The following is an 11,876-nucleotide window of genomic DNA, read 5'->3' as shown; positions in this document are numbered from 1 at the left end:
TATTCGCCCTGGATTGCTTCGTCGCCTGACGCCTCCTCGCAATGACGAGCATCGATGTTCTGATTTTGCGTCAAATCCGTTCGCTCTGAGCTTGTCGAAGAGCCGTACTTTCTACTTCGCCGGCTTTGCGGAAAAGAAGGGCAGTCCTTCGACAAGCTCAGGACGAACGGTGATTTGGCGCCCCCTCCACCCTAAGCGTCGCCCAGCCCCAGACGAACACGGCCGCCGCGATCGCCGCCGCCAGGATGAACACGCTCCAGCTGTTCTGGTTGTAGATATAAACGCCGAAGCTCGGCCCCAGGATGAACGCCGCGCCGTTGACCGAGGCGACCATGCCGGCGACCGCGCCCTGATCCTCCGGATCGACCGCGAGCGAGGCGCCGGCGGTGAAGCCGGGGCGGAACAGCGCGAAGCCCAGCGAGGCGATGCCGAAGCCCGCACAGATCTCGTACAGGCTATCGGCGGCGCCCATCATCAGCGCGCCGCCGGCGATGAAGCCCATGCCCGAGAGGATGCAGGCGCGCGGTCCCATGTGCAGCATCGGGATAATGCCCCATTGCGCGATCAGCGTCGCCGCCGCGCCCACGGTCAGCACCAGCGCGGTGGGTTCGTAGGCCGAGGTCGGCGCGGCGCGCAGGCCCAGCCGGTCGAGCACGAGGAAGCCCGCGACGAAGCTCAGGATCGCCTGCGCGTGCCCGCCGACCAGCCCGACGGCGAGCCAGTTGCGGATACGCGGATCGAGCCAGCGCAATCGGGTGCGCTCCACCGTGCCGCCGGGGTCGGCGGTGAGCGAACTCGGCGCGGCGCTGGCGAAGGGCTCGCTGCTGGCGAAGCTGCGCGTGGCGAAGCGCGGATCGTCGCTCGGCAGCCTGAAGCGCAGCGCGGCGATCACGACGAAGCCGATTGCGGCGAACACCAGCATCGGCCCGGCATCCTCGACCACCGGCAGGATGAAGAACGGCGCGAGAAACGGCCCGATGATGGTGCCGAGCCCGAAGCTGCTGGCGATCAGCGAGAGCGATCGGGTGCGCTGCTCGCGGTCGGTGCGCGCGGCGACATAGGCCTGCACGGCCGGCGGCGCGGCCGATCCGAAACCGCCGAAGATGCTGCGGAACAGCGCGAACACGATCAGGGTGACGCCGCCCGTCATCAGCCCGTTGAGCCCGGCGAACAGCACGAGGCCACAGCACAGCATCGAGATCGAAAAGGCGGTGACGCCCAGCGTCATCAGCGCCTTGCGCCCGCGCCGGTCCGACAGGCGCGCCCAGCGCGGCGCGGTGATGACCCACAGCAAAGCCGACCAGGTGAAGGCAGCGCTGATCCAGTAATCGGCGACGCCGAGCTGCGTGCCGATCGCGGGCAGCACGCTCTGCATCGCGGTGTTGCCGGCCGCGCTGATCAGCATCACCATGAACAGGATCGCCATCCGGCCCGTCGGGATGGCGGGCGCCTCGGCTTCGGTCATGCGCGGGGAAGGATCGGGGACCGGCGTCTCGGGCATTGTCGGCGCGCTCAGCCCTCGACGCGGCCGATGGTCCCGCTCACCGTCTTGTCCACCACGGTCACGACGAAATAGGCGAACGCCCAGTAGATTTTGGCGAAAATCCCGTCGCGTTCGTCATGTAGCTGCGGCGTGATCTCCAGCGAATCGCCTTCCATCCGGTCCATTCGCTCGCGGATGTGCGCGGCCGCCTCGGCGCTTTCGATGCGGACCATGATCTCCAGGTTCACGAACAGGCTGCGCGCGTCCATGTTCGAGCTGCCGGCATAGACGATATCGTCGATCACGATGCATTTCATGTGCAGGCGGCAGCGCTGATATTCCATGATATCGGCCTTGCGTTTGAGCAGATAGCCATGCGTCAGACGGTGCGCGGCAAGCGTGATCGCGTGATCGGTCCGGCCGGCCAGGATGAGCCGCGCGCTGCCGCGCCGCGCGAGCTGGCCGATGCGTTTCAATATGCCGCGGCCCGGTGAGAAATAGGCCTCGACCATGTCCAGCCGCTGGCCCTTGTCCAGATCCGATTTGAGCGCGCGCACCCACGGGCTGACCCGCCCCGGCCCGCCGATGGTCCAGCAGAGCGGCCCGCGGTCGCCATGCCATTCCTTGACCAGCTTGCGCAGCTTGCGCAGTTTCACCTTCTTCTGCTTCGAGACGGCGATGAGCTTGTCGTAATACTCGCCCAGCTGCCCGGCATCGGGACCGGAAACGAGCGTGCCCATGTCCTCCCAGCTGTTTTCCGGCGGATCAGCCTTGCCGAAATAGGCCGCGGCCATATTGAAGCCGCTGACGATGGCATGCTCCTCGTCGACCACCAGGATCTTCTGATGGTTGCGCACCAGCGCTTTGCTGGAGAAGGAGGCGGAGAATTTGAACCAGGTGCCGCCCAGTTCGAGAAACTTGTTGAAGAACGAATCATCGGTTTCGTCGCTGCCGACGGCATCGATCACCAGCTCGACCTTGACGCCGCGCTCGCAGGCCTTGCACAGCGCTTTCATGAAAGCCTCTCCGACCTCGTCCTGTCCGACCATATAGTAAAATGCGCGCACGCTTTTCCTGGCCATGCCGATGAGGCCGATCACGGCGGCGAGCCGATCCTCGGGCTCGTGATAGAAGCGCACCTCATTGTCCTCGACCTGGAAGACGGGGACGTCCATTTCGCGCGGATCGCCATATTTATCGGCGATGGTGTAGCCGCCGCCGGGGGCGCATGGTTCGGTCATGGTCAAGCCGCCATTTCGTCGGCGGTGAGCGTATAGAGCAGCTGCGCCCCGGCGCGCGCGCTGGCTTCGAGCCCGGTGGCTTCTGGCACCATCGCGGCGATGTAATAATCCGCCGCGGCGATCTTGGCCTTGAGAAACGGATCGTCGCCGTCGTTCGGTTCCGCGCGAGCGGTGGCGCGCTGCCTCGCCATCAACCAGCCGCATACCAGCGTGGCGAACATCGTCAGGAACGGCACGCTGCCGCCCAGCTTGTCGTCCACGCCGGCATCTTCCTGCATCCAGTGGAGCACGCGGCCGGTCGCTGCGGCGAGATCGGCGAGCGGGCCGGTGTCGCCTGCATCGCCGGTAATCCGATCGACCAGCCCGCGCGCCACCGCGCCGCCGTCCATCGCCAGCTTGCGCCCGACCAGGTCCGCCGCCTGGATGCCGTTGGTGCCCTCGTAGATCGGGGCGATGCGGGCGTCGCGGTAATGCTGCGCGGCGCCGGTTTCCTCGACGAACCCCATGCCGCCATGTACCTGAATGCCCAGGCTGGCGATCTCGATGCCCATGTCGGTGGCATAGGCTTTTGAAAGTGGCGTCAGCAGATCGGCGAGTGCGCGCGCGTCCTCATCGCCCAGCGTGGCGCGGTCGACCTGGCCGCTGGCGTAATACAGCAGCGCGCGGATCGCCTGCGTGCCCGCCTTCATGCGCAGCAGCATGCGCCGCACGTCGGGATGGTCGACGATCGCGACGGCATCGCGCGTTTCGGCCCCGGCGCGCGCGGACTGGACGCGCTCGGCGGCAAAGGCTAGCGCCTGCTGCGTCGCGCGTTCGCCGATCTGCACACCCTGCAAACCCACGTTGAGCCGCGCCGAGTTCATCATCGTGAACATCGCGCGCATCCCGGCATGTTCCGGGCCGATCAGATGGCCGATGCTGTCGCCATCCTCGCCGTAAGCCAGCACGCAGGTGGGCGAGGCGTTGATACCGAGCTTGTGCTCGATCGAGACGGTCTGGACGCTGTTGTCCTCACCGATCGAACCGTCCTCGTTGACGCGAAATTTGGGCACGAGGAACAGCGATATGCCGCGCGTTCCCGCGGGTGCGTCCGGCGTGCGCGCGAGCACGAGGTGGACGATATTCTCCGCCATGTCGTGATCGCCAAAGGTGATGTAGATTTTCTGGCCGCGGATGTTCCAGCCGCCATCCTCGCGCGGGGTGGCGGTGGCGGTGAGCGCGCCGACGTCGGAACCGGCCTGCGGCTCGGTCAGGTTCATCGTGCCGGTCCATTCGCCGCTGGCGAGCTTCGGGAGATAGGTCCGCTTCTGCTCTTCGCTGCCATGATGCGCGAGCGCCTCGACCGCGCCGACCGAGAGGATCGGACAGAGCGTCAGCGCCATGTTCGCCGCGCCCAGGCTTTCGAGCGACACGGTGGCGAGCGAGAAGGGCAGGCCCTGGCCGCCATAATCGGCGGGCGCGGCGATCCCGGCCCAGCCATTGGCGACATAGGCCCGCCACGCCGCCTTATAGCCCTCCGGCATCACCACATGGCCGTCCTGCATTCTCGCGCCGACGGTATCGCCGATGCGATTGAGCGGCGCGAATTCCTTCTCCGCGAAGTCGCCCACCCCCTCGACGATCGCCTGCACCATGTCGGGCGTGGCGTCGGCAAAGCGGTTGTGCCCGGCCAGCTCGTCGATGTCGGTGACATGCTTCAGCACGAACAGCTGCTCGCGGGTGGGGGCGGTGAACATGGGGCGGCGCTTTCCGTTATCGATATCGGGCGCTTATAAGCATGGACGGGACCATGCTGGAAGGGCGGCACCGTCTAAAGCGAATAAACAAAAGTGTCGCCCCCGCGGAGGCGGGGGTGTGGATTCACGTTTGAAGTGCAACAGTTGGTTGAAGTCTGTTGAATGCCTCAGCGGGGGTCTGGAAGTCGAGGCATTTTCTTGGGGTGTGATTGTATGCGTTGACGGCATTGACGAGGGCTTTGGGTTCGAGGGCGGCAAGATCGGTCTTGCGCGGCAGGGCACGGCGCAGACGACCGATGGCGTTTTCGACGCCGCCTTTTTGCCAGGGGCTGTGCGTATCGCAGAAGAAGGTGTCGAGGCCGAGCTGGTCGGTGAGCTGATAATGCAGCGCGAACTCGGTGCCATTATCCACGGTCAGGCTTTGCCGGAGCACCGGCGCGATCGGGGCGAGCAGCCCGCGCAGATGGCGGGCGGTGCGGATTGCCTTTCGATCCGGCGGCGCATCCAGCATGGTGTAGCGCGACTGGCGTTCATGGACGACAAGCAGTCCTTGGCCGGGGCGGGCAAACAGCATGTAATCGGCTTCCCAGTGGCCAGGCGTGCATCTGTCGTCGGCCGCGCCCGGCCGCTCGTCGATGGAGCGGCGGCGTTTGATGAAGCTTGCCGGACTGCCGCCTCTCATGCCCAGCCGTCCGCGGCGGGATTTGCGGCGTGGCAGCAGGCGATGCCAGTAATCCTTGTTGGCCGATCGATGATAGACGAAGCGGTAGATTGACTCATGGCTAACGACGGTGCGACCATGTTCGAGCGCCAGCCGGCCGGCGATCTGCTCGGGGGACCATCCCATCGCAAGGCGGTCCTTCACCAGCTGTGCCAGGTCCGGCTGGCGCGCCAGCTTGAAGCGTTTGTCCCAGCGTCTTCGCCGCTCGGCGAGGTCATGAGCCCTGCCCGGGTCGTAGCCACCGCGCCAAACCTTGGTCGGCTTGCCATTGCGTTCCAGTTCGCGGCCAATCGTCGAGGGCGCGCGTCCAAGCGCCGCTGCGATCTGCCGCGAAGATTTACCGGCTGCATGCAGCCGATAAATCTCAATCCGCTCATCGAGGCCGAGCTGGCCGTAACATCTTCCCATCGCGACAACACCCTTAGCAGGTGTTGCACTTGTTCCGTGAGTTCAGGGGGCCTATCCCGACTATCGGGACAGCTCAAACGATAGACTGGATAGGCTCCGGCCTTCGCCGGAGCGACGGAAATGATAAAGCCAGCCACCCAAACCAATATCGCCGAAGCCGCCGCCTTGCTGCGCGTGGGCGAGGCCGTGGCGCTGCCGACCGAGACGGTCTACGGGCTCGCCGCCGACGCCGCGAGCGCCGATGCGGTGGCGCAGATATACCGGATCAAGGGGCGGCCGAGCTTCAACCCGCTGATCGTGCATGTGCGGGATCTGGCGCATGGCGAGACGCTGGCGCATTTCGATCAGCGCGCGCGCGATCTGGCGGCGCGATTCTGGCCGGGTCCGCTGACGCTGGTGCTGCCGAGGCGGGGCGATGCGCCGTTGGCCGAGGCCGTGACGGCGGGCCTGCCGACGGTGGCGCTGCGCTGCCCGGCGCATGACGTGATGCAGGCTGTGCTGCGGACGAGCGGACTGGCGCTCGCTGCGCCCTCGGCCAATCGCAGCGGCGCGATCAGCCCGTCCGAAGCGGTGCATGTCGCCGCGTCGCTGGGCGACAGGGTGCAGTTGATCCTCGACGGCGGGCCGACACGGCAGGGGCTCGAATCGACCATCGTCAAGCTTGAGGACCATGGCTGGCGGCTGCTGCGTACGGGACCGCTGTCACCGGAGGAGCTGATCGAGGCGCTCGGGTCGCCGCCGCGCGCGAAAACGGGGCAGGGGATCGAGGCGCCGGGGCAGCTGGCGAACCATTATGCGCCGGTGAAGCCGCTCAGGCTGAACGCGCAAAACGCCGCGCCGGACGAATGGTGGATTGGGTTCGGGCCGGTGACCGGCGACGATAATCTTTCTTCTGCGGGCGATCTCGCCGAGGCGGCGGCGCATCTCTACGCCGCGCTCCACCGTGCCGATGCGGAAGGCCGCGCGCGAATCGCGGTAGCGCCGGTACCGGAGCATGGGATCGGCGCGGCGATCAATGATCGGCTTCGGCGGGCTGCGGCGGATTAGCTTAAATTCGTCAAGACGTATTTTGCAACCCATGGCTTTGCTCGTCACCCCAACGAAAGCTGGGGTCTCCGGCGGGATGGTTTTAACGCCCGAGATGCCAGCTTCGCTGGCATGGCGAACAAGGTGGGCGGAAATCTCCCGTTTTCGAGTGTCGTCAGAGAGGATTTGCAGGAAGAGGATCCCCCTTTCGACGGGTCAGGACTTACGATTTTCCGGATAGGGCGGAGCTTATATCCCGCCTCAAACCGGCTGATTCATCAGATAATCGATCTCGCGCTGCACCTTGTAAAGGTCGGCGCAGCTGTCGTCGCCCGGATCCTGGTCGCATTCACGTTGCAGCTTGTCGCGCTCGCGCGACAGCTTGCCGAGCCGCTGCTCGCGCTCGCGCAGCGACCGGCCGCGCTTCTCGTCGCGTTCGGACTGGCTGGTGGTGACCGCGTCGACGCCCGACCCCACGGCGTTGACGCCGGTCTTGGCGACCTTGACCGGCAGCGTCACCACATCGGCGACGGTGCCGAGGCATCCGCCGAGCAACGGAGCGGTCAGCGCCAGAGGCAGGAAACGCAGCAACATCATGACCCCAGACTAGCTCGTCCGGCGTGATCGTCAAATGAACAATCAGTTCAGCAGATCGGCGGCAAAGGCGCGAACCGTGTCCTTCATGTCGGGCCGTTCCAGCGCGAGCGCCAGATTGGCCTTCAGATAACCCGTCTTCGAGCCGCAATCGAAGCGCTCGCCGTCGAAGACATGCGCGTGGAACGGCTGGTTGCCGATCATCCTGGCCATCGCGTCGGTGAGCTGAATCTCGCCGCCCGCGCCGGCCTCCTGCGTTTCGAGCACGCGCATCACCTCGGGCTGGAGAATATAGCGGCCCGAGACGATCAGGTTGGACGGCGCGTCCTCCACCCTCGGTTTCTCAACCAGGCCGGTGACCTCGGTCAGGCTGCCGTGCGTCCGGCCCGGCGCGATCACGCCGTAGCTGGAGACCTTCTCCTTGGGAACTTCGAGTACGCTGATCATGTTGCCGCCGATGCCCCGATAGGCATCGACCATCTGCTTCATGCAGCCGGGGCGCCCATGCATGAATTCATCGGGCAGGAAGATCGCGAACGGCTCGTCGCCCACGATATCGCGCGCGCACCAGATCGCATGGCCGAGGCCGAGCGGCTCCTGCTGGCGGACATAGGCGCAATTGCCCGGTCCCAATTGCGTACCCTCCAGCGCGCTCATGTCCTTGCCGCGCGCGGACATGGTGGCTTCCAGCTCGTAGGCGATGTCGAAATGGTCCTCGATCGCGCTTTTGCCGCGGCCGGTGACGAAGATCATCTGCTCGATCCCCGCCTCGCGCGCCTCGTCCACCGCATATTGGATCAGCGGCTTGTCGACCACGGGCAGCATTTCCTTTGGGATCGCCTTGGTGGCGGGCAGGAAGCGCGTGCCCAGCCCGGCGACGGGGAAGACGGCCTTGCGGATCGGTTTCATGGAATATGCCCCATCGATAGATTAGCGGCGCAGGAGCTCACAAAGTTTTCAACTAAGGTGGACTGCCTAAACCGTTTCGCGCAGCCGGTCGGAAAAACCCTTTTTCAGCTTCTGCAGCTTGGGCGGGATCACCGCCATGCAATAGGGATTGCCGCGGCCTTCACCGTCCCAATAATCCTGGTGATAATCCTCGGCCGGATACCAGGTCGTCGCTTCCTCGACGGTGGTGACGATCCTGCCGCTGTGATCCTTCGCGGCGCGCTGGATTGCCGTTTCGGCTTCGGCTTGCTGATCGTCGTCCAGCGGGAAGATCGCGCTGCGATATTGCGTGCCGACATCGTTGCCCTGCCGGTTGAGCTGGGTCGGGTCGTGCGTCGCGAAGAAGATGTCGGCGAGATCGCCGAACGCGATGACGGCGGGATCGTAGGTGATGCGGATCGCCTCGGCATGGCCGGTCTTGCCCGAGCAGACCTGGCGGTAGCTCGGGTCCTCGACATGGCCGCCGATATAGCCGCTCTCGACTTCGCTGACGCCGCCGAGTTGCTTGAACACCGCCTCGGTGCACCAGAAGCAGCCGCCCGCGAAAATTGCCTGTTCGGTCATGGGAATTTCTTTCTCCAAAGCAGAAAAGACCTGTTGCACCCTAAATGGGATCGGCGGCGCGCGAGGCAAGGTCAGGCGGTATCGGTTTGTTGCCATCCTCGTCTCCCTCGCCGCGCGATGCGAGTAGGTACATCACCGGCACGACGATGCGCGAGAGGATGGTCGAGCTGACCAGTCCGCCGATGATGACGATCGCGAGCGAGGAATAGAGCGAGCCGCCGAACAGCGCGAGGGGTGTGAGGCCGCCGATGGCGGTCACGCTGGTCAGCAGCACCGGCAGGAAGCGCACTTCGCCGGCCCGCTCGATCGCTTCGCGCAGCTCCATGCCGCGCCCCCGCAACTGCTTGGTGAAATCGACCAGCAGGATCGAATTCTTGATCTCGATCCCGATCAGCGCGACGAAGCCGATCGCCGCCATGAAGCCGAGCGAATGGCCGCTGAGCCACAGCGCGACCAGCCCGCCGAACGTGCCGAGCGGGATCACCCCGAACACCACGATGGTGTCGCGGAAGCGCCCGAATTCGGCGACCAATATGCCGAAGATGCCGAACAGCGCGACCAGCACGACCGGGCCGAGATCGCCGAAGGTCTTGCCCACCGCCTCGGCCTCGCCGCCGACCAGGATGCGATAGCCCTCGGGAAGTTTCAGCCGGTCGGCGCGCCCCACGGCGGCCTCGGTCACGCGCGATGCCAGCGCGCCCGGCTCGGCCTGCGCGGTGACGGTGACGGTGCGCTGCAGGTCGCGCCGCGCGATTTCGGACGGGACGGACTTCAGGCGGGGATCGCTGATTTCGGCCAGGCGGACCGGCTGGCCAGCGCGCGTGGAAACGTAGATATCGTTCAGCGCATCGATCGAACTGTGACCGCCCGCAAGCGGCAGCCGCACCATCACCGGATAATCGTCGCCTTCCTCGTCGCGATATTCTCCCGCCGCTTCCCCGCTCAGCGCCAGCCGGATCGCGCGCCGCGCGCCGCCCGCCGGAATGTCGAGGAGTGCGGCGCGCTGCTCGTCGAGCCCGATGTCGAGATCGACGCGGTCGGTGGCGACCGGGTTCACCACGTCGCGTGCGCCCGGCGTGCTGCGCAGAATTGCCTCGATCTGCCCGGCGATGCGCTTCAATTCGGGAATCGACGGCCCTTCGACGCGTAGCGCGATCGGCGCCTCGATCGGCGAGCCGTTGCGGAAGCGCGAGATGGTGATGCGCGCGCCGGGGATGCCGGCCAGCTTGCGCCGCAGCCTTGCGATCATCGCGGTGCTTTCCCCGCCCTCCCAGCCGTTTGTCACCGCTAGAATCTCGCCCAGGCTGGCATAACGCTTGGACCCTCCGACGTTGTAATAGACCTGCATGTTGAGCGCGCCGACATTCTCCGCGCGCACCTTGATCGCGGGCTCGCGCGCCAGCAGCGCGCTCACCCGGCGTACCAGCGCATCGGTCTCCTCCAGGCTGGCACCTTCTTCGGCCTGCACGGTCACCCTGAAATGCGAGACGTCGGCATCGGGAAACAGGCTGAACCCGATCGCCGGCACCAGCAGGAACGCGGCGAATGTCAGGATCAGCGATGCGGCCAGCGTGCGGCGCGGCGCGGCGAGCGCGCGGTGCAGCACCGGGCGGTAAAGCCGTTCGATGCCGCCGGTGAGCCAGCGCAGGACCTTGTTGCCGTGCGCATCCTCCTCGCGCTTCAGCATACGGCTGGCCAGGAACGGGATGATGCTGAGCGAGATCAGCAGCGAGGCGGCGATGGTGTAGATGATCGCCCAGATGAAGCCCTTGACGAAATTGCCCGCGCCGCCGGGGATGAACAGCAGCGGGAAGAAGGCGAAGATCAGCACGCCGGTCGAACCGAGCAGCGCCGGGGTGATCTCCCGCACCGCCTCGATCGCGGCGACGGCGCGCGCCTTGCCCATGCGCAGATGCCGCGCGATATTCTCGACCACCACGATGCTGTCGTCGACGAGCAGGCCGAGCGAGACGATGAAGCCGGCGATGACGAGCTGGTTCAGCGTATATCCGGCGAGGAACATCGCCAGCAGGCCGGAGGCGAGCGACAGCGGGATCGCGATCATCACGATGCCCGAGGCGCGCAGCCCCAGCGGCAGCAGCGTCAGCAGCACCAGCAGCAGCGCGATCGAGAAATCGCGGCCGAGCTCGTCCATCCGCTGCACGATATCGCGGCTCTGGTCGAACTCGACCTCCAGCCGCATGTCGGGCGGCAACCGCTCGTTCCACCCGGCGATGTCGTTCACCAACCGGTCGCGCAGCCCGGTGACATCCTCGCCATCCTTTTGCTGAACCGAGATCAGCAGCGCGCGCTGCCCGTTATGGCGGGTGATGATGCGCTGTTCCTCCGCGCCCCAGCTCACCTCGGCGATATCGCCGACGGTCAGCAGGCTCCCGTCGGCGGCGCGCAGCGGCAGGCGGCGAATGGTGCCGAGATCATGATAGGCGCCGCCCGCATCGACGTTGAATCGTCGTCCAGCCGCCTCGACCGTGCCGCCCTTGGTCTCTACCCCGCCCAGCCGCAGCGCATCGGCCACGGCGGTGGCGGGCACGCGCAGCTGCGCGAGCCGTTGGCCTTCGATCGCCACGGTGACCTCGGGCTGCGGCAGGCCCTGCACCTCGGTCTCGCGCACGTCCGGATAGCGGCTGAAACTGTCGGTGATATCCTCGGAATATTTCTCCATCCGCCGCCAGCTGGCGCCGTCGCTGACTAAAGCGAGCTGCAGCGCGGCGGCGTTGGTGGTGCGGAAGCGGCGGAATTCGAACAGCGCGAGCCCCTGCGGCAACCGGCCGCGGATCGCGCCGACCTCGCGGGTGACGTCGTTGAAATACTGGTCGGCATCGCCCGACCAGTCGAACTCGGCGACGATCGTGGCCGATCCGTCGCGATTGTCCGATTCGATCTTGGTGATGTCCTGCAGTCCCTGCAGCACCTCCTCGATCGGCTTGGAGACGGTTTCCTCCATCGTCTGCGGATCGGCGCCGGGCAACACCGCGCGGATGGTGTAGACGGGTACCGGGAAATGCGGATCGACCGACCGCGGGATGGCGAGAAAGGCGCTGATGCCGAGCATCGCCAGCAGCAGGAACAGCACCAGGGTCAGCTGCCATCGGCGGATGGCGAAGGCGGCGATATTCATGGGTGTCGCCGCCGCC

The 11,876-nt window shown here is 66.0% G+C and carries 9 protein-coding genes; 1 reads left to right on the top strand and 8 read right to left on the bottom strand.

Features of this window, described 5'->3' with window-relative positions; all coding sequences use genetic code 11:
- Positions 1-157: 157 nt before the first annotated feature.
- The 4 genes from ACOQPC_RS13070 to ACOQPC_RS13055 all read right to left on the bottom strand — a co-directional run bounded on the left by ACOQPC_RS13070 (position 158) and on the right by ACOQPC_RS13055 (position 5,589).
- On the bottom strand, positions 158-1,501 hold the full coding sequence (locus tag ACOQPC_RS13070) for an MFS transporter (protein WP_420606158.1): 1,344 nt from the start codon (positions 1,499-1,501) through the stop codon (positions 158-160).
- 11 nt (positions 1,502-1,512) lie between these two features.
- On the bottom strand, positions 1,513-2,724 hold the full coding sequence (locus tag ACOQPC_RS13065; RefSeq protein ID WP_420606157.1) for a phospholipase D-like domain-containing protein: 1,212 nt from the start codon (positions 2,722-2,724) through the stop codon (positions 1,513-1,515).
- A 2-nt stretch (positions 2,725-2,726) separates the two neighbouring features.
- On the bottom strand, positions 2,727-4,460 hold the full coding sequence (locus tag ACOQPC_RS13060; protein WP_420606156.1) for an acyl-CoA dehydrogenase: 1,734 nt from the start codon (positions 4,458-4,460) through the stop codon (positions 2,727-2,729).
- Positions 4,461-4,584: 124 nt separating this feature from the next.
- Positions 4,585-5,589 carry an IS30 family transposase gene (locus tag ACOQPC_RS13055; protein WP_420606155.1) on the bottom strand — a complete coding sequence of 335 codons (1,005 nt, stop codon included), beginning with the start codon at positions 5,587-5,589 and terminating at the stop codon, positions 4,585-4,587.
- A gap of 120 nt (positions 5,590-5,709) precedes the next feature.
- Between ACOQPC_RS13055 and ACOQPC_RS13050 the strand changes: the two genes are divergently transcribed.
- Positions 5,710-6,636, top strand: a complete 927-nt coding sequence (locus ACOQPC_RS13050) for an L-threonylcarbamoyladenylate synthase (RefSeq protein WP_420606154.1) — start codon at positions 5,710-5,712, stop codon at positions 6,634-6,636.
- Between the two features lie 240 nt (positions 6,637-6,876).
- Here the strand turns inward: ACOQPC_RS13050 and ACOQPC_RS13045 are convergent, their stop codons facing one another.
- From ACOQPC_RS13045 to ACOQPC_RS13030, 4 genes are all read right to left on the bottom strand, one after another.
- Positions 6,877-7,212 (bottom strand): hypothetical protein, encoded by a 336-nt coding sequence (locus tag ACOQPC_RS13045; RefSeq protein ID WP_420606153.1) that lies wholly within the window; start codon positions 7,210-7,212, stop codon positions 6,877-6,879.
- A 42-nt stretch (positions 7,213-7,254) separates the two neighbouring features.
- Positions 7,255-8,118, bottom strand: a complete 864-nt coding sequence (gene galU / locus ACOQPC_RS13040) for a UTP--glucose-1-phosphate uridylyltransferase GalU (protein WP_420606152.1) — start codon at positions 8,116-8,118, stop codon at positions 7,255-7,257.
- Positions 8,119-8,184: 66 nt separating this feature from the next.
- Positions 8,185-8,721 carry a peptide-methionine (S)-S-oxide reductase MsrA gene (msrA, locus tag ACOQPC_RS13035; RefSeq protein WP_420606151.1) on the bottom strand — a complete coding sequence of 179 codons (537 nt, stop codon included), beginning with the start codon at positions 8,719-8,721 and terminating at the stop codon, positions 8,185-8,187.
- Positions 8,722-8,761: 40 nt separating this feature from the next.
- Positions 8,762-11,860, bottom strand: a complete 3,099-nt coding sequence (locus ACOQPC_RS13030; RefSeq protein ID WP_420606150.1) for an efflux RND transporter permease subunit — start codon at positions 11,858-11,860, stop codon at positions 8,762-8,764.
- Between the last annotated feature and the right edge of the window lie 16 nt (positions 11,861-11,876).

Origin of the sequence: Novosphingopyxis sp. (assembly GCF_965218915.1) — a bacterium.
GTDB lineage: Bacteria > Pseudomonadota > Alphaproteobacteria > Sphingomonadales > Sphingomonadaceae > Novosphingopyxis.
Note: the sequence above shows the minus strand (reverse complement) of the source record. Positions and strands in the feature narration are given on the sequence as shown.

Bases quoted from the DNA above. Each gene is read 5' to 3' on its own strand.
- ACOQPC_RS13055 (WP_420606155.1), bottom strand. From the start codon at position 5,589: ATGGGAAGATGTTACGGCCAGCTCGGCCTCGATGAGCGGATTGAGATT.
- ACOQPC_RS13060 (WP_420606156.1), bottom strand. From the start codon at position 4,460: ATGTTCACCGCCCCCACCCGCGAGCAGCTGTTCGTGCTGAAGCATGTC.
- ACOQPC_RS13065 (WP_420606157.1), bottom strand. From the start codon at position 2,724: ATGACCGAACCATGCGCCCCCGGCGGCGGCTACACCATCGCCGATAAA.
- ACOQPC_RS13070 (WP_420606158.1), bottom strand. From the start codon at position 1,501: ATGCCCGAGACGCCGGTCCCCGATCCTTCCCCGCGCATGACCGAAGCC.
- msrA (WP_420606151.1), bottom strand. From the start codon at position 8,721: ATGACCGAACAGGCAATTTTCGCGGGCGGCTGCTTCTGGTGCACCGAG.
- ACOQPC_RS13050 (WP_420606154.1), top strand. From the start codon at position 5,710: ATGATAAAGCCAGCCACCCAAACCAATATCGCCGAAGCCGCCGCCTTG.
- ACOQPC_RS13030 (WP_420606150.1), bottom strand. From the start codon at position 11,860: ATGAATATCGCCGCCTTCGCCATCCGCCGATGGCAGCTGACCCTGGTG.
- ACOQPC_RS13045 (WP_420606153.1), bottom strand. From the start codon at position 7,212: ATGATGTTGCTGCGTTTCCTGCCTCTGGCGCTGACCGCTCCGTTGCTC.
- galU (WP_420606152.1), bottom strand. From the start codon at position 8,118: ATGAAACCGATCCGCAAGGCCGTCTTCCCCGTCGCCGGGCTGGGCACG.